This is a genomic window from Enterococcus sp. AZ095a, from assembly GCF_050546735.1.
GTDB classification, from domain to species: Bacteria; Bacillota; Bacilli; order Lactobacillales; family Enterococcaceae; genus Enterococcus_D; species Enterococcus_D entomosocium.
The window spans coordinates 496,794-513,921 of sequence record NZ_CP172953.1 but is presented as its reverse complement, the minus strand read 5'-3'; the positions used below and the strand labels follow the sequence as shown (position 1 = coordinate 513,921).

Annotated in this window: 17 protein-coding genes; 2 read left to right on the top strand and 15 right to left on the bottom strand. The window is 43.9% G+C overall.

Annotation, left to right across the window (positions count from 1 at the left end; genetic code table 11):
• The 11 genes from sufC to IGJ26_RS02365 all read right to left on the bottom strand — a co-directional run bounded on the left by sufC (position 1) and on the right by IGJ26_RS02365 (position 9,660).
• Positions 1-774: a Fe-S cluster assembly ATPase SufC gene (sufC, locus tag IGJ26_RS02415; RefSeq protein WP_005232112.1), complete on the bottom strand. Its 774-nt coding sequence runs from the start codon at positions 772-774 to the stop codon at positions 1-3.
• Positions 775-1,079: 305 nt separating this feature from the next.
• Positions 1,080-1,430, bottom strand: a complete 351-nt coding sequence (locus tag IGJ26_RS02410; RefSeq protein ID WP_081117112.1) for a type II toxin-antitoxin system PemK/MazF family toxin — start codon at positions 1,428-1,430, stop codon at positions 1,080-1,082.
• The gene (gene mazE / locus IGJ26_RS02405) at positions 1,423-1,647 is read right to left on the bottom strand and encodes a type II toxin-antitoxin system PemI/MazE family antitoxin (RefSeq protein WP_371860490.1); all 225 of its coding nucleotides are present in this window, start codon (positions 1,645-1,647) and stop codon (positions 1,423-1,425) included. The genes IGJ26_RS02410 and mazE overlap by 8 nt, the downstream gene beginning before the upstream one ends.
• A gap of 187 nt (positions 1,648-1,834) precedes the next feature.
• Positions 1,835-2,377, bottom strand: coding sequence for a GNAT family N-acetyltransferase (locus IGJ26_RS02400; protein ID WP_010748768.1), 543 nt, complete (start codon positions 2,375-2,377; stop codon positions 1,835-1,837).
• Positions 2,378-2,437: 60 nt separating this feature from the next.
• The gene (locus IGJ26_RS02395; RefSeq protein ID WP_010748767.1) at positions 2,438-3,094 is read right to left on the bottom strand and encodes a hypothetical protein; all 657 of its coding nucleotides are present in this window, start codon (positions 3,092-3,094) and stop codon (positions 2,438-2,440) included.
• Positions 3,095-3,105: 11 nt separating this feature from the next.
• Positions 3,106-3,978 (bottom strand): carbohydrate ABC transporter permease, encoded by an 873-nt coding sequence (locus tag IGJ26_RS02390; protein WP_005232123.1) that lies wholly within the window; start codon positions 3,976-3,978, stop codon positions 3,106-3,108.
• A 13-nt stretch (positions 3,979-3,991) separates the two neighbouring features.
• Entirely contained in the window at positions 3,992-4,894 is a 903-nt protein-coding gene (locus IGJ26_RS02385; protein WP_430599828.1) for a carbohydrate ABC transporter permease, read from the bottom strand.
• Positions 4,895-4,980: 86 nt separating this feature from the next.
• A complete protein-coding gene (locus tag IGJ26_RS02380) occupies positions 4,981-6,252 on the bottom strand; it encodes an ABC transporter substrate-binding protein (protein ID WP_034857867.1) in 1,272 nt (423 codons plus the stop codon).
• Positions 6,253-6,298: 46 nt separating this feature from the next.
• Positions 6,299-7,450: a glycoside hydrolase family 88 protein gene (locus IGJ26_RS02375; protein ID WP_016609652.1), complete on the bottom strand. Its 1,152-nt coding sequence runs from the start codon at positions 7,448-7,450 to the stop codon at positions 6,299-6,301.
• Entirely contained in the window at positions 7,434-9,275 is a 1,842-nt protein-coding gene (locus tag IGJ26_RS02370; protein ID WP_430599827.1) for a DUF2264 domain-containing protein, read from the bottom strand. Before IGJ26_RS02370 ends, IGJ26_RS02375 begins: the two co-directional genes overlap by 17 nt.
• Positions 9,238-9,660, bottom strand: a complete 423-nt coding sequence (locus IGJ26_RS02365; protein WP_074535302.1) for a hypothetical protein — start codon at positions 9,658-9,660, stop codon at positions 9,238-9,240. The genes IGJ26_RS02370 and IGJ26_RS02365 overlap by 38 nt, the downstream gene beginning before the upstream one ends.
• Positions 9,661-9,837: 177 nt before the next feature.
• On the opposite strand from IGJ26_RS02365, the gene IGJ26_RS02360 reads away from it, so the two are divergent.
• Complete coding sequence (locus IGJ26_RS02360; protein WP_005232137.1) at positions 9,838-10,881, top strand: LacI family DNA-binding transcriptional regulator; 1,044 nt, start codon at positions 9,838-9,840, stop codon at positions 10,879-10,881.
• 59 nt (positions 10,882-10,940) lie between these two features.
• On the opposite strand, the gene IGJ26_RS02355 is transcribed toward IGJ26_RS02360, so the two are convergent.
• Together IGJ26_RS02355 and IGJ26_RS02350 are read right to left on the bottom strand one after the other, a co-directional pair.
• Positions 10,941-12,608 (bottom strand): hypothetical protein, encoded by a 1,668-nt coding sequence (locus IGJ26_RS02355; RefSeq protein WP_430599826.1) that lies wholly within the window; start codon positions 12,606-12,608, stop codon positions 10,941-10,943.
• Positions 12,605-13,453: a hypothetical protein gene (locus IGJ26_RS02350; RefSeq protein WP_430599825.1), complete on the bottom strand. Its 849-nt coding sequence runs from the start codon at positions 13,451-13,453 to the stop codon at positions 12,605-12,607. The genes IGJ26_RS02355 and IGJ26_RS02350 overlap by 4 nt, the downstream gene beginning before the upstream one ends.
• Before the next feature lie 169 nt (positions 13,454-13,622).
• Between IGJ26_RS02350 and IGJ26_RS02345 the strand changes: the two genes are divergently transcribed.
• Positions 13,623-15,458: a DUF2264 domain-containing protein gene (locus IGJ26_RS02345; RefSeq protein WP_430599824.1), complete on the top strand. Its 1,836-nt coding sequence runs from the start codon at positions 13,623-13,625 to the stop codon at positions 15,456-15,458.
• Between the two features lie 244 nt (positions 15,459-15,702).
• On the opposite strand, the gene IGJ26_RS02340 is transcribed toward IGJ26_RS02345, so the two are convergent.
• Both IGJ26_RS02340 and IGJ26_RS02335 read right to left on the bottom strand, forming a co-directional pair.
• Positions 15,703-16,188: a hypothetical protein gene (locus IGJ26_RS02340; protein ID WP_194187902.1), complete on the bottom strand. Its 486-nt coding sequence runs from the start codon at positions 16,186-16,188 to the stop codon at positions 15,703-15,705.
• A gap of 91 nt (positions 16,189-16,279) precedes the next feature.
• A complete protein-coding gene (locus tag IGJ26_RS02335) occupies positions 16,280-17,047 on the bottom strand; it encodes a helix-turn-helix domain-containing protein (RefSeq protein ID WP_430599823.1) in 768 nt (255 codons plus the stop codon).
• Positions 17,048-17,128: the final 81 nt, after the last annotated feature.

The window sequence follows — 17,128 nt, the reverse complement described above, 5'->3', positions numbered from 1 at the left end:
TTACGCTTCTTCTTCTTTGTAGTCGATCCCTAACTCTTTACTGATCCCAGCATAGCCTTCTGCTTCTAGGCGTTTGGCTAAATCTGCCGAACCGGTCATCACGACACGGCCTTCCATCATGATATGAACCACGTCTGGTGTGATGTAGTTTAACAGACGTTGGTAATGGGTGATGATCAAAGCGCCAAAGCCTTCGCCGCGCATTTCATTGACGCCTTTTGCTACGACTTTCAAGGCATCAATATCTAGACCAGAGTCGATCTCATCCAAAATCGCAAAGGTTGGATCTAGCATCAACAATTGTAAGATTTCATTTCGTTTCTTTTCTCCACCAGAGAAGCCTTCATTCAAATAGCGTTCCGCCATTTCTTCTGGCATATTCAATAAATCCATTTTTTCATCTAATTTTTTCAAGAAATCCATGACAGAGATTTTGTCGTCTTCGTCACGTTTGGCATTGATCGCTGCCCGCATGAATTCCGCATTGGTGATGCCTGGAATTTCACTTGGGTATTGCATCGCCAAGAACAGACCTAAACGAGCTCGCTCATCCACTTCCATTTCCAAGACGTTTTCGCCGTCGAACAAAATTTCCCCTTCTGTCACTTCATAATTCGGGTTACCCATGATGGCAGCGGACAAGGTTGATTTCCCTGTACCGTTTGGTCCCATGATGGCATGGATCTCTCCAGTTTTTAACACTAAGTCAACGCCTTTTAAGATCTTTTTATCTTCGATTTGGACGTGTAGATTTTTGATTTCTAAAACTGACATTTCTTTCCCTCCAGTATCTTTTCTTTCTCACTATTTTAGACTAATTGAGAATGAACTTCAAACGCTATTCCCGACTTTTTTAAAATATTTCTAATCTGTACATTGGAATTATTATAAAGTATTACATAGAGATAGTACATGGTTATTGTTCAGAAAGTCGACTATTTTTGAAATTTTACTTTTATCTTTCCACTATCTTCTTTTCTCTATTGTTGAAACCTTGTATTCTTAGGAAAACAAAGTGAAGGACCCTCACTCGTTTTTTGTGAGGGTCCTTCACTTTTTCCATCCTGCTGTTTTTTTAACTATAATGGAAAATTAAAGTTCATCATAAAATGCTGTGCAACATTAATCAGTTCTTTTTTTGATAGTTTCCCTAATATTTCAATCTTTCTACCGTCACGCTCGGAATAATCTAGCGTATAAACTTGCTTTGTATTTACTTTACTCCCAGGTTTCAATTTATCGTGTTGAATATCGACAAAGTAAGGACGCTTCCTATCTGTACTCGTTATTGGACAAACAATGATCAAATTTGAGGTGTAACTGTACTCATCCCTGCTGATGACTAAAGCAGGCCTGCGCTTTTTGATTTCACTCCTTTTCGAGGGATCAAAATCAATAAATACAAGAGTCCCTTGTTCGAGCCTATTCATCAAGCTGCCTGCCTTCAACAATAAAATCAGCAGCTAGCATATCTTCTTCATCAACAAATTCTTTCTCTTTCGCAGCTAAAAAATAATCATCGATCTTAGGAATCAAGGAAATCGTACCATCGTTTTCTTTGCTGATAAAGTAGGTCTTACCAGCAGGAATCTCAAACTTACTTGCTAGCGTGACCATTACCGCATTTCCTTGCTTTCTTGTTTTCACTGTATCCAAAACAATCACCTTTCCTTCATAAAATATATAGTCTATTTCACCACGTAATTACTGTAATTACAAAATACAGCTAGGAGATCAGCCCCCTTTTTTACTAGGTACTTTACTATACGCAAAATGCATCTGATAAATCATCAACAACAAAAGAGGACACGAAAAAATCTCGCATCCCCTACCTTCACTTCTGCTGTGCCCATTCTTCTCGCAAGATGCCATACTTGATGGAATCATAATAGGTGCCTTCCCAGAAACGGACTTTGCGGATCTGGGCTTCTTTGGTCATCCCTAGCTTTTCTCCTAGTTTCATCATGCGGTGATTGCCCGACCACGTGGTATAACCGACACGCTGGATATGAGGCTGTGATTCAAACAACTCATTGATCCACTGGCGAATTGCTTGGCTGCCAATGCCTTGATTCCAAAGGGAAGCATCATAGATGGCTATCCCGAATTCCAACCACTGCTGCAAGGTATTGTCTTCCCAGTAAGCGGTCGCGATCCCCACGATTCTTCCTTGATAGCTGATCGCTTTACGTAACGGGTTGTCGATGCAGCTAGCACCAAACCCCGTTCGAAATTCTTCCCACGTCAACACGGGGTCTTGGAAATACGGTCCGTCCCATTTTTTCCATTCTAAATCTGCCTTAGGCCCATAGCTGATCGACCAAAGTTCAGCAATCATTTCTTCCGTAATCGGTTGAAGTGTGACTGTTTCTGCCATCTTCAAGCCCCCCTTTCTCCTAAAAAAAGTCGTCTCCTTTATTCGTAGACGACTTTCTTTCTATTTTATCTGAAATTTCCGTAAGTTTAAATAAAGGAGTCCGAAAAAAAGGACTGGAAAAAGAGTAAAGCCAAATTGCGGCTTCAAAATCAAGGCGACAAAAACGGCAACAAACAAAAAGGTTGCTAACAAACTAACAGGCCATTTTTTCAAAGTGAAGAAAAGTGCGGTACGCAGGACATCTTTCTTAGCGGCTTTTGGATTACGCACTTGGAAGTACCAAGCGTTGATACTTAGAGCTATGGAAAGCATCCCTAACAAAAGAAAGAAAGGAACGAGCCATTTGCCACTTTCAAATTGAACCGCAAACAGAATATCCACGATCGCAATGACACTTCCCAGCCAGCCGATGAGCCAATAGAGAAAACCGCGCACGGCAAAGGTTCGTAAAAAGTAGCAGAAATCTTTTACTGGATCGATGTCTTTGTGTTCTGCAAAGCGATCGATCGCAGCCAGGAGGCTGATCATGCTTGGACCAATCAGCAAGAGTGCCAATGCAAACCAAAGGAGGTTTCTAGGATCGACTGCCAAGAACATTGCCGTGAGGGTGTAGGGTGTATTCACGACCCAAAAACTGATATTCAGGGCAAAGCCAATATATAGCCAGCGGAAAATCCGCATGTAAAGATTGTTTTCAAAGGTAGGTTTGGTAAACATGATTGATCACCTCAATTTTTCATTCCCGAAGTAGCGATTCCTTCTACGAAGTATTTTTGCATTGCTAAAAAGACGATCGCTACTGGCAAAATGGAGACCACAGATGCTGCCATGATCAGGGCGTACTCGGCATCATATAAGCCGACAAACATTTTCAACCCTAACTGAATGGTTTTGTTTTCGGTTGAGGAGAGGTAGATAAATGGTCCCATATAATCGTTCCATGTATTGACGAAGGTGATGATGGTCAGACTCGCTAAAGCGGGCTTCGTCAGTGGTAGAATGATTTTTCGATAGATCCCCCACTCACTCAGGCCGTCGATCCGCGCACTTTCACACAATGAGTCAGGAATACTACTATAGTATTGTTTCAACAAAAAGACGCCAAAGGCACTGAAGGCTTGTAAGAGGACCAAAGACCAAAGCGTGTCTGTCAGCCCGAACTGGCGCATCATGATGAACTGAGGAATCATATAGGATTGCCAAGGAATCGCAATCGTACCGATGTATGTCAGAAACAACAGGTCGCGTCCTTTGAAATGCATCTTCGAAAACCCATAAGCCGCAAAGCTAGAGGTAAACAGTTGAATCAAGGTAATGATGACGCTCAAAAATGCTGTGTTCTTGAAAAAAGTCAGCAAAGGAATGCGATCCCAGATCACCGTATAGTTTTCTGGGTGCCAACTTTTTGGAATCCATTGGATCGGTACGCTAAAAACATCGTTATTGGTCTTAAAAGAAGCAGAAATCATCCAGAGAAACGGGATCAGTGTCACTAACGCGAGAAATGTTAATAAAAGAATCAAGGAGACACTGCCGACCGACAGCTTGGCTTTTTGTTTTGGTTTGGCTTGAACATTCTTTTTACTCAGTGTATTTTCCATCTGTACTCCCTCCTTACACCCGTTCTTGTCTTTGGTTCCACTTAAACTGGATCACCGTGATGCCCAAAACGATCACAAACAAGACCATGGCGATCGCAGATGCGTAACCAAAATTAAATTTCACAAACGCTTCGTTGTAAATTTGATACACCAAGACATTGGTGGCTCGACCGGGTCCGCCGGCAGTCATGACTTGGACCAAATCGAAGATCTTGAAACAGTTGATGACCAGCATGATCGAAACAAAGAAGGTCGTTGGTCGTAAGGACGGCAACGTCACGTTGCGAAACTGCTGCCACTTGTTGGCGCCATCGATCGAAGCCGCTTCATACAATTCCTTTGGCACACTTTGTAACCCTGCCAAGTATAAGATCATGTAATACCCCATGCCACGCCAGACGCTGACTATGATGATCGCCGTCAAAGCCCAATCAGAGCTGGAGGTCCAACCAGGAGGATTTTCAATAAAAAATTTCAAAAACTGATTGATTGGTCCCATCGTTGGGTGAAACAACATGTTCCACACGACAGCGATCGCAACTAACGAGGTGACATAAGGAAAGAAGAAGGCAGTACGGAAAAACTTCATTCCACGTACTTTTTTATTCAATAAAATCGCTAAGCCTAAGGAACATACTAACGTCAATGGAACGACGCCAATCGTATAGAGAAAGGTGTTCTTTAACGAGATCCAAAAGGTGTCGTCCTCTAGCATTTTGCTGAAATTTTTCATTCCCACAAATTCAGGCGAACTAAAGGAATCCCATTCCATGAAAGCCAGAATCAATGAGAACACAACGGGCACTAAGGTAAATAAGAAAAAGCCGATAAAGTTTGGTGCAATAAAAGACAGCGCGGTTAGCGTATTTTTGCGTTTCAACTTATTGGCTGCTTTTGATTTTGAGGTTATTTCCATATTTGTCTCCTGCTGCTTGCCAGCAGGCCCCCTTTCATTAATAAAGAGAAGGAACTTTTTTGCCCAAGTCCCTTCTCTCGTTAGGACTATTCTGTTTCAGATTTCACCCTTTTTTCCATATTCGCAATGCCTTCTTTTGGTGTTTCGTCCCCTACAAGAATCAAGTCATGTTCTTCTTGCAAGATTTTGTCGATCGCTGGTCCATTTTCATCGACAGGAAACTCGATCGCGACGGTTTCTGGATTGAAGGCTTTTTTCGATACTTCATCGGCGGGCATGCCTTCACGGGAGAAGTAAAGTTCATCAATGGCGTCAGTCTTATACGAAGGAACGACACCGACTTCTGCTAATACTTTGGCGCCTTCTTCACCAGAACAAAAGTCTAAGAATTTTTGTGCAGCTTCTTGATGTTTTGAATTTTTATTGATGGCAAAAGCAGTTGGAGAACCAAATGTCGTTACTTCCCCTTTTTCATTTTGCGGCATTTCCGCAATGCCCCACTCAACATCTGTCTTGCCATCGTCGATATTGGTCATCAACGCTCCCATATACCAAGTTCCCATGTACATCATGGCTGCTTTTTCATTTTCAAATTGTGATTGATACGTAACTTTCGTTGATTTTGCTGTCCCAAAGTCCATTTGCGCTTTTTCGTCTTGCATCCGCAATGCACGATCATAGTACGCTTCCAAGTAGTCGTATTGAGGATCGATCAAGTTGGCGCCATTTTGGGCAGCTGCAATCGCTTGGGTAGTGGAACGCCACGTGTGTTGATACGCACCATAAATTTGTTCGTCTGGTTTTGTTAGCTGCTTGGCAAGCTCCTCATATTCGTCCCAGGTGATGTTTGATGGGTAGTCTAAGCCTGCCTCATCGAACATTTTTTTGTTATAATACAAGACCCAAAAATCCGTCCGATACGGTTGTGCATAGGTTTTGCCTTCTACGTCATACATGTCATAGCTTTCTTGCGCTGGGGCAATATCCAATGATCCGATATGGTCGGTGAGATCCACCAATTGGTCCCGCAACGCATAATTAGAGTAAGAAAGTAAATTTTTCATGGTCAAAATATCTGTCGTATCTCCTGAAGAGAGCATCGTCGTTAGCTTGGTATCATAATCATCTGAAGCAATATCGACAGGTTCAACGGTAATGCCTGGATTCGCTTCTTCAAAGGCACGGAATAGTTTTTCGAATTCAGGTGTCGTATCGTAATTCCAAGTGGTTACGGTCAATTTGATGTCGCCATCTTCAGAAGCAGCGGAATCATCTGTCGCTCCGCCTCCACACGCTGCCAAGGCTGCGATCGTCCCAAACATCGTTGCTGCTAATAAACCTTTTTTCAAAAAGTGCATGTTCATTCCTCCATTAAACATTTTTTTAAAGGGTCGCCCCTAAAAACTACCAATAGGAATACCAACTTTGTGACACCCGCATCAGCGCTTCCATATAATAATAATCGCCCCAGATCATGCATTCATCGACCCCTTTGAGGGAATTCTTGTCATAAACCCCATGCATCAAAAGTCCGTTTGATTCGGGATGGTCGATCGTTGTATAGTTTTGGGCTAACGACGCCAAGATCGCCAAGGCGTTTTCCTGATAGGCGGCTTGGTTTGGCTGCGTGATCGGTAAATGTTTCGCCAGTTCTAGCAAGCCACAGACTGCGATGGCGGCGGCCGAACTATCCCTTTCTTCCTGACTACCATCGTTAAACACTAAATCCCAATAACTGACCTTGTCCGCCGGTAATTCCGCAATAAAGTAATCCGCAAGGTCTTGAGCAGTCTTCAAGAAACTGGTATCACCGGTGTAAAGGTAACTCAGCGTAAATCCGTAGATTCCCCACGCTTGCCCTCTCGCCCAGCAGGAATCATCGGCATAGCCTTGTTGGGTATTGCCGCCGATCGCCGCTCCAGTTTCAACGTCGAAGTAATAGGTGTGATACGTCGTGGCGTTGTCTCGCACGATGTATTTCTGGGTCTGCTTGGCATGAGCATAGGCTGCTTGTTTGTAGGATTCATCCCCCGTCATTTGGGAAGCAAAATACAATAGCGGCAAATTCATCAAGCAATCAATAATGATGCGCCCCCGTTGTTGCGGATCATCGAGATTGCCCCACGCTTGAATGATCTGGGCTTTGGGTGAGTAACGGGCCATCAATAGATCGGCGGCGGCAATCGCGAGTTTTTTCGAAGATTCCCGTCCGTTCACTCGATAGTCGGCAATCGCAGTCAAACTATACAAAAACCCGATATCATGGGTTTCTAGTCCAATTCTTTGGTCCAATCGTTCTTGGAAAGAGTGCAGTTGTTTTTCGATGGTTTCATCAAATTCTGTTGATCCCGTCAGTTCTTTACTCAAAAACAACATGCCAGTCCAAAAACTCGCCGTCCAATCATGGTTGGCTTCTGGTCGATAGACAAGCTGTTCACTTGCTGCAGGTGGGACCAACGTGTCAAAGGTCTTAGTATTCTTTCTTACTTGATTAACGGTGAAGTCGATTTGCTCGGCTACCCATTGTGATAGCTGTACGTCATAGCTGGTTTCCATTTTTTCCTCCTATTCGCTCAACCTGGATCATATGTCCGGATTGATTGATCGTAATGTTGTTTGTTGTCACTTCGACGGTCACTGCTTGTTCTTGTTCTTGTGGAAGCAAGCCGGTGACGAGGGAAACGAACAGGTGCTTTCCTGCTTGTCGTTGAGCAGTTAGATACGGCAGCCACGTTGCAGGATACAAGAGGTTCGTATTTGGCTCCGTTCGTAAGACATCGCTCGTTTCATAGCCAGCGATTGCCTCGATTTTCGAATAGCCGATCGATGTTCGTACCGCAGCGCTGCTTGCGGTTTTTTCAGTGATGGCAGTTGCCTCTTTCGGTGATGAAAACCCACCCTCATAGAAAGAAAGGGCGCGCTGAGAATTGATCTCGTGAATGCGAAGGTGACTGCCTATCAGTGGAATGATTGTTGTTTTTATCTGGACGTCTTCCCATGGATTCCATTCATGAATGATCCGATCAGGTAAAAGCTGATACTGGCGATCCAATCCTTTGGTGCGAAAGTAATGGTCATCTTCTGACAAAGCCAATGTGTTGTCATAATTTCCTTCATAAAACCAATAATTGCTCTTGGGCACGCTATTGCCAAACGTCGTTGAGTAGACAAATTTGCTATACTTGCTGCTGGCATGACTTTGATAGTTGATACATTGTCCTGCAGGAAACATCAAGGCATGCATCAAGTCTTGATTGTGTTGATAAAAGTTCTTACTGATGGGATGAGCCAGTGTTCTTTCAGTGATCACTAATGGCGTCGGGGTGGCTTGCCAATAGGGATGCTCCTTTGGTACCGCTAACAAAAGAAAGGTTTTTAACGCCCAATAAGGTGAACCTGGTGCATTGTAGCCTTCGGCAAAGATCAGATTCTGGTACGAATAGCCGACCGTCAGTATCCCTTCGGAAGTAAAAATGTCTTGCTGCATCCACTGATGCAGGTGACGACTGATCAACCCTTTGATCTCTCCCCATGGCAATGCTTCAACATCCGCAAAAACCAATGCGCTGAAGAAAGAAACTTGCGCAAAGCGATACGTCAAACTTCGACCAAAAGGAACGGCAGCTCCACCTGCTGCAAACCAATGCTTGAAGGTTTGAGCAAACTCGGTGGCTCGTTGTTTGAACTTCCTTCCCCTTTCAAGATCCTCAGGGACAAATCGACAGTACAGAAGACTATAGTAGTGGATCGCAAAAGATACATAGTAATCGATTTGAGTGGCTACTCCGTCACAGTACCATCCTTCCCCTAAATAAAAGGTCTCGATCAATGCCAAGTCAGCATCGATCTTTTCTTGGGAAAAGCTGCTGCCACAACGCTTCATGGCTACATTGACGAGAACCCGAAAGAAATGCCAATTGTTTGCGGGAATTTCTCGTTGATTGACTTGGATCAACCACGCATGGAGATTATCTTTTTGGCGTTGGGATAAAACATCCCACGTTTTTTCCTTGTTTAATAGTAAAAAGGTACTTAGCGAAGCCATTTCCACGATTCGTTGGTCGAAGTCTTCCACAACACCCCAATAATCGGGACTCTCTGGATCTGTACCCGCAATAATTCCTGAGAGATAGGTTTCCATGAATGAATCTTCTTGCTGGGTTAGATAAGGCGCGAGTCCCCAAAGCGGTCGCAAGAACGCTTCAAGTTCCTGTACCTCTTTCTCATAGACAGTCCCATGGCTGCCTAAAGCCAAATGACCAGGACGACTGCTTGCAAAAGCGGGTTTGAGTTGATCCATGATCGTTTTGAAGCCGGCTGCTACATCTTCATAACTTTCAAATTTATTCTTTTTCAATTGCTGCAGCTTCTGTGATTGCATCCGCATCCTTCCTTTCAATCAATGTCGCTTTAATAAAACCATAATATTCTCCGTAGACCGTCACCACATCTTGCAGTTTCAGTTGTTGACTTTGTTCATTGAATACTTGGTACTGTCCAGCCGCTGTTTCTAGAATAAATCGATCCCCTTTCTCAATGTCTGCTGTTTTCGCATCACTCTTTACGATGGTGCCAGATAGCTTCACGAATTCATGCAACGGGACGACACCTTGCGAAAAATCTTCGTCAGAATAACAAAGCGCTCGTTCTTTTAATTGCTTTTCGCTGCTTTGGGAAAATGCTTGCGTCTGCGTTGCTTCATTTGGAGAACAAGCAGTCAACCCCATAAGTAGACCCAGGATAAATAACGAATTAATCCACTTCATTCATGCCACCCTCATTTTTAAAACGCTTTCTTCATTTCAAATCATACTTTTTTTTAGGAAAATAATCAATAGTTTTTCCTAAAAAAAGTAAAATTTTTACTTGAGGGCAATTTCTCTCTTGGTTTTTTTACTAAAAAGAAATATACTGAAGAGGAGAAGCATTGGAGGAGGGATTCTATGGCTACGATTACCGACATAGCGACCATAGCTGAGGTATCAATATCAACCGTATCACGGGTTCTGAACTACGATCCTAGTCTTTCAGTGACCGAAGAAACCAAACGAAAGATTTTCGAGGCAGCTGAAAAACTAAATTATACGAAATACAAAAACAAGCAAAAGCAGCGTGAACTACCAGTGGATGTACCAAAAAAACACAACAAATCGATCGGGATCGTTCAGTGGCGGATGGATGATGAAGAATTGGAAGACATTTACTATATGTCGATTCGTTTGGGTGTGGAAAAACGCGCCGCCGAACTGGGTTGTGATCTGTTAAAAATCTCCAACCTTGACGAGTCAGTGATCCAGTCCGTCGACGGCTTACTGGCAATCGGCAAGTTTACAGAAGAGCGGGTCAAGAAACTCCATGAGCTACACCCCAACCTCTGTGTGATTGGCAGTAACTTTCCCCTGGATGACTACGATTCTGTCAATACCGATTTTACGCAAGCAACCGAGTTGGCTCTTTCTCACTTGATGGGACTTGGTCATCAAAAAATCGCCTTTATCGGCGCCGAGGAAAGTCAAAATATGTATGGGTATCGGCGGTACAAAACGCCAACGGTCAACACCTATGTCGATATGATGCAGCATTATCAGCTGTTTGATGAGGATTATTTCATCGTGAAAGAAAATAGTCGGTTGGATGTCCAAACGGGGGAAGAATTAACGGAGCAGGCTTTGGCTTTGTGGCAAGACCGCTTGCCGACTGCGATTTTGGCAGCCAATGATGCCTTTGCGATCGGGGTCATTCATACGCTAACGGCTCATGGAATCAAGATTCCTGAAGATATCAGTGTTATGGGCATCAACGATATTTCGGTGTCCCGCTATGTCTCCCCACCCCTTTCTTCAGTCCAAGCATTTACTGAAGAGATGGGTGAAACGGGGTTAGAGCTACTCTATAACCGCATCGAAAATCCTGGGATCGCCAGACGCATCTTTTTAAGTACACAGCTGGTGATTCGTCAATCTACCGCAAAACCAAAAGAAGGCTGAGAAGCTGCGGTGTCTTCTTGCATTGATCAACGTCATTGCAAGGAAGCACCGCATCCTTCTCACCCTTTTTTTATTTTAATGGTCGTTTTGATTTCCCCTGTCTGCTCAAGCGCGTATTCGGCTTGGATCAAATACGCTTGTGCCTGTACACCATGGTGGTCTTGATAAGTGACTGGCTGTATTTGGATCTTATCACTGGTAAAACGAAGAACACAGCGTGCTTTTTTTGTCATTAGTTGAACGGTCTTATCTTGCACCATTGGTGGTATGTTCGTAATAAAGTTTTCCACCACCAGATTCTTTGGTTGGTGCTCGTCAAAGACAAAATGGTCTTCGATCGTTACTTGTTGCTGCGAGACAACGAAGCGCCGCTGGTATTCAGTGACCGCTGCTTTCGGATAGAACGCACTGAGGTCTAAGTCAAATTGCTGGTCATTAACCTGTAGCACCGTTGCTTCCTCGGCTGTTGGGCGTTGGGTGTGCTGGTTGATGATTGGCAGCGAATGACTGATTGCGGCTGCGGGAAAGTAGTGATAGCGCGTGTTCTCGTCAAAATACTCTTTGGTGTACTCCCCTGCACCAAGGTCCGTCAGAAACAACTCCTCTGTCGTTCCTAATACAAAATGACCGACATCGAGATGATTGTGGCTTTCTTGATTGCTCCCCCCTTTGGCAGCAAAAAAAAGATCCTGTTGCACATCTTTTGCCATGAACCACTGTGCTTGTTCAAAATAGTGATGATACGAGGCATTCGTTTCTCGTGTGATCGCTTCGTTATGCCAATACAAATTTCGATAGCTGTGGGCAAACCGGTAGCAAGGATCAAAATCTAACGGACTGACCCCCGATAATTGGGGAACCGTCACGCCTAAATGCTCGTAGCAATAACTGACCAAGCCGCTAGGCAGTTCGATCGCCGAATAATCAGAAAAAGGAATATAATGCCCCGGAGAAATCATCGTGTAATAAGGAAAAGCGGCGATTTTTCTGGTTTTAGGCTGTTTTAGGTAGGTATCTTCTTGCAATACTTCTGCCAACAATTGCGCATAATACAGAAAATAACCAAACCCATACGCCCAGTATCCGACACCTTCCACACAAGCCCCATCTTCGCCAAAGCTGTTGAGATAGCTTTGCATTGCAGTATCCAATCGTTTGATCATCCGCAATTGTCGCTCGCTTTTTTTCGGCAATACATAGAGCGCCGTCATTCCAAGACAGCCACCAATGACTGCGGACCAATTGTTCTTTTTTGTCTCCCACTCCCAGGTTTGATCCTCGAAGGGTAAAAAAAGCCGTTGATCGATCTCATACAACACTCGTTCTGTGATGACTGGTGAAAGGTCTCCCCCAATCAACATCAACAACTCTGCTAAGGATTGCCCAGTTTCAGCTGCAAAAAGATCGACTGTGTGGCGCGCTTGCGAAGAAAACTGGCCATCGACAATCGGCAGATGCGCTGGCAGACACCATGTATATTCATTGCAGATTTCCCAAATCACTTGCTCCAGCAGCACTTTGATCGCTGCCTTACGCTCCATTTCATAAGCAAGTCCTAAAACCACCAACATCCGTCGGCGGGCAAAATAATGGGATTCGAAGACAACACGATTCCCCGATTCGAGATACTCTTGATAGCCTTGATAAGGCAAATAGGGAATCTCACCAGTGTCAAGATAAGCCTGTGCCGCCTGTAAAATTTCTTCTTTTACCTCTGCTGGATTCACGCGTTTTCCTCCTGAATAGAGCGTCCTAAGACTTCGATTTGGGTCAACGCTGGAAATGGTGAGGGATCGTCATTTTGGATCAGTTCATGCAATTTTACCCAAGTGACCGTTCGCGGCTGGAAAGAAAACCGTTGAGGCTGGCTGCTTTTGACCGTATGCAAGATTTCTTGACTCCCATCGGAAAACGCCAACGTGACTTGTTGCCAATAGCTATCATGGGGAAAATCCGCCCGTAACGTAAGCGCACATTGGTCGATGCTGACCTCATGACCAAAGTCGATCGTCAAAGCGGCATCTGCTTGTTGATTGATCCCCCATGAGCCATAGGGATAATTGCCATGAGACGTATTGGCAAAAATGCCATCAATAGCGTTACAAGCGAAAAACGTCGCATCATCTCTTGTTTCAACATTGGCATGGGCATGCGGATAGGCACCCAAGAATTCTTTTTGATCATGAGGGTTTAAGGCGACATTGCGGTAAGCCGCTAGTTCTTCTTTTGTTGCTACCCGCACACTCAAATAATGGCTTTTCCCAGCAAAACGGCCTTCTGGCGCGGCTTCTTTGGCATTTTCACTAAGGTGTACGGGGTAGATCCACTCGTTGCCTTTGATGTACACCAAAGTAGTCGCCAGCGTTTCATCGAGTGTGACCCACACAAATTGTCCACTGCGTGAGAGCGAGACAACGATTTTATCTCCGTCCTCATAACAATACTCTTGGGATGCCAACGTGACAAAGTCTTCCGCCGTCGCTTGAAGAAGGGTAGGTTCACTTTCAGGTGTTCGTTTGCCTTTTTTTACTTGATGCTTTTGGTCATAAATCGTTAAGGAAATCTGGGTCATTGCATGTAGCTCCTCTCGTATTTTCTCCATTATAGCGATGTCGACAAAAAAATGTAACTGGTTCCAGCGATTTTTTACTATTTTTTTACTTAAAATCGAGAAATGTAACAGTTTCCATTTCTTTATTTTACTAAATAAAGTAAAATAACAACTAAAAGGAGCTGTTTACATGAGAAACTTCCAAGAAGCATTAAGTAAGAACCCTCTTCGAACCAAAACCGATCTAGAAGAGGCCCTTGTTGATCTGGTCACTCCCGTATATGAATGTATGGCACAACAAGGAACTCCCGGGAGGGTCCACCTAGGAAATTCAGGAGCGGTGTATACTCAGGAAAAGAGTGACATCGAAGGCTTTTTACGGACACTCTGGGGATTGGGCCCATTGTTCAGCCAAGAAGAAGCGTGTCTTCGTTACCCAAAACTTTTTCAACAAGCCAATGCCGGGATCGTTGCAGGCACCACCCCGACCTCTCAGGAGTACTGGGGAAAACTGCATGACTACGACCAATTGTTTGTGGAAATGGGTGCCCTTGCTAGCTATTTGATTTTTACCAAACCCGTCTTTTGGGATCTCCTCACACCAAGAGAGCAAACAAATCTCTTTGATTGGCTCAATCAGATCAATCAGCACACGATCCCTAAAACCAATTGGCTCTTCTTTCGGATTTTAGTTAATACCTTCTTTGAAATGGCAGCGTTGCCTTTTGTTGAAACCACCCTTTTGGCTGATCAAGAAGAGATCGAGAGGTATTACTTAGCAGACGGCTGGTATTTTGATGGCTATGAAAACCAAATCGACTATTATATTCCTTTTGGGATGCAATACTACGGACTCCTTTACAGTGTTCTTACTTGTCGTTCCCAATGCCCGTATCAGTTTAGCTACCGTCAAAGAGCCGCTACGTTTGCGCAATCCTTTAAACAGTGGTTCACGAAAACCGGTGCGGCATTGCCTTTTGGTCGTAGTCTAACGTATCGGTTTGCGCAATCAAGTTTCTTTGCTGTCGGTGCTTTCGCCGATATAGAATATGAAGGCTTCACAAAAAATGAAGGAAAATATTTACTGTTACAAAACATGCGTTACTGGTTTCGCCAACCAATCTTTACGCAAGAAGGCTTTTTAAGTATTGGCTATGCCTACCCCAACCTAAATATGGCTGAAGGCTATAACGCACCAGGATCGCCTTATTGGGCTTTCAAAAATTTCTGTGTATTGGCCATCCCAGCGGATGCTGAATTTTGGACGCTTGAGGAGCAGGTGCCAACCTTTGCCACACCGGTGCGCAATCCGCATAGTCGGATGCTTTTGGTGCATAACCAAGAAGGCACAGAATTGCAAGCTTTCACTGCGGGGCAACATTCCCACGAACATGCTCACGGCAATGCCAAATACGAAAAGTTTGTCTATTCGACAACGTTTGGGTTTAGCGTACCGAAAGCAACCGTTTTATTGAAACAAGGTGCCTATGATAATACATTGGCGATCTCAGAGGGGCAGACGGATTTTAAAACAGCTTTTGGTTACGAAGCCTTTGCGATTGCAGATGACTACGTCTATAGTCGCTGGCGCCCCTACGAGCAGGTCGTCATCGAAACCTTTGTGATTCCGATGTATCCTTGGCATCTGCGTTACCATCGGATTCAAACGGATCGAAGGTTGCAACTGGTCAATGGCAGCTTTGCAGCACCAGCTGATGGTGCTACGCTTTCTAGCAAAGAAGGCACCTTTTATCAAAGCTCGGTTGGCTGTGTCGGTATCAAAAGCTTCCCGACGCATCAAGAAGGTACCCTCTTGATGCCAGAACCCAACACGAATCTACTTTATAGTCGAACAGTCATCCCTCAAATAAGCAAAACCGTTCTCGGCGGACAACAGGAATGGCTCGTTGCGTGTTTAGGCAATGCCTTTTCTGATCAGATTCCATCTTTTGATGTCACTATCACAGCGGACAAAGTAGCAATGAGCCAAGGAGATCAGAGAAAAACCATTCAGCTTAGCTACTAGCAAAAAATTACTGGCAAATGCTAGTAGAAAAGCTACCGTAAACACCTTTCTGATTTACGGGATTGAAGAATGTCCCCCCAGAAGTTCGATTTCGATCTAACGTTTCAGCATCGGTACCTTCTGATCCCTCTGTCTCTATTGGCAAAAAGCAAAAAAATACTTGTACCACAAAACGGTGCTTCACGTATTGTGAAGTGCCGTTTTTTGGGTACAAGTGATTCATGTTTTGATCGACGATCAGTGCTTATTTCCCAAAAAGCTTTTGGAGAAACCCTTTTTTCTCAGGGACTTCCTTTGTTTCAGTCACCTGAAGCGGTCCAGTTTCCTTCACGACTTGCTGAAAGCCACGATTGTCTTGCAGCAACAGACCGTTTAGTTCCAGGATCCCAGACAGACTGCCAATCATCCGCCGCACTTCTCCCGCACTTTTGCCGAAAAAGCGCTGGTCGTCATTTGCTTCGGCTTCTTCCAAAATAACCAGCAGCTGCTGGATGCTTTGATTTTGTTCACCTAAGACGTACGACAACTGGTCAACTTCCACTGTTGTAGTTGCCGCTGACGGTACTAAATCTGTTACGAGCTTTAAGCTATCTAAATAATCCTTTAAGTCAAAAATGAACGTTTGTGCCGCTTCATTATTCATTAATTGACTTTGACTCAATTTTCTTTGTAGCGCTTCCAATTCGCTTGAACGTTTAGAAAGTTCGCTTACGATCGTTTCTGTATCCATATGCCACCTCCTAATGACATTGTCCCGTTTTCTCTTTCATCCGTCAAGAATTCGTCGGACTTTTTTCAGCGTTTTTACCGATCAGACCTGCCTATTGCTCCTGTTGGTACTTTGTCGGTGCGCAGCCATAGCGCTTCGCAAAGAGCCGATTAAAATGGTTGATGTTTTGGAACCCTGATTGAAACGCCGCCTCTCGAATCGTCAGCGTTTCGTTGCTGCGTAAATAAAAAAACTTTTGAAACCGAGCTTGCAATAAATCTTCTTTGGGCGTGGTATGAAAAAACTGTTGATAGAGCTTATAGAATTGGCTTTTACCGATGGAAAGCTCTCGGCTAAACTGGTAAAAATCCCATTGCTGTTCGCAATTGACTAACATTTTCAACCGCATCGCTTGAAACAGTTGATAGTGTTCGTTTTGTGGTTGCGGGATGCTTTCTTCAAAATTGCGTTCAAGTAAGACCAATAGATTTGTCATATACGCCGCGATCAATTCTTCCGTGTGCCGTTGTGGCAACAAGGATTCATGATTGATCTTTTGGATCAATTTGTTGATTTGTTGAATATTTTTCGGCTGGAACAGTTGGTTACAAGGGATCGCATAGGTTTCTTCGATCACCTGATCCGTTTGAAACTCAACAAAGCTATTAAAAAAATCTTCTTTGCCATGATAATCTTGATAGACGGTTGGAGGAAAAAGAATGCAGCTACCTTTTTCACTAGTTTCTTGATGACCATCTTCAAAAGTGAAAACCATTGGAGACAACGTCAACACGAAAAGATAATGCTTTAAGCCAGAGGGTCGATAAATATGATCGGAAACAGCATTGTGCATTTGAAATCCTGAATAGGTTACGTTCAACTTCTCACTCCTTCCTACTTGCCTTTAGTATAAAGAAAACGGACAAAACGTCAATAGAATAAGACAGAATGTAGTGTTTAT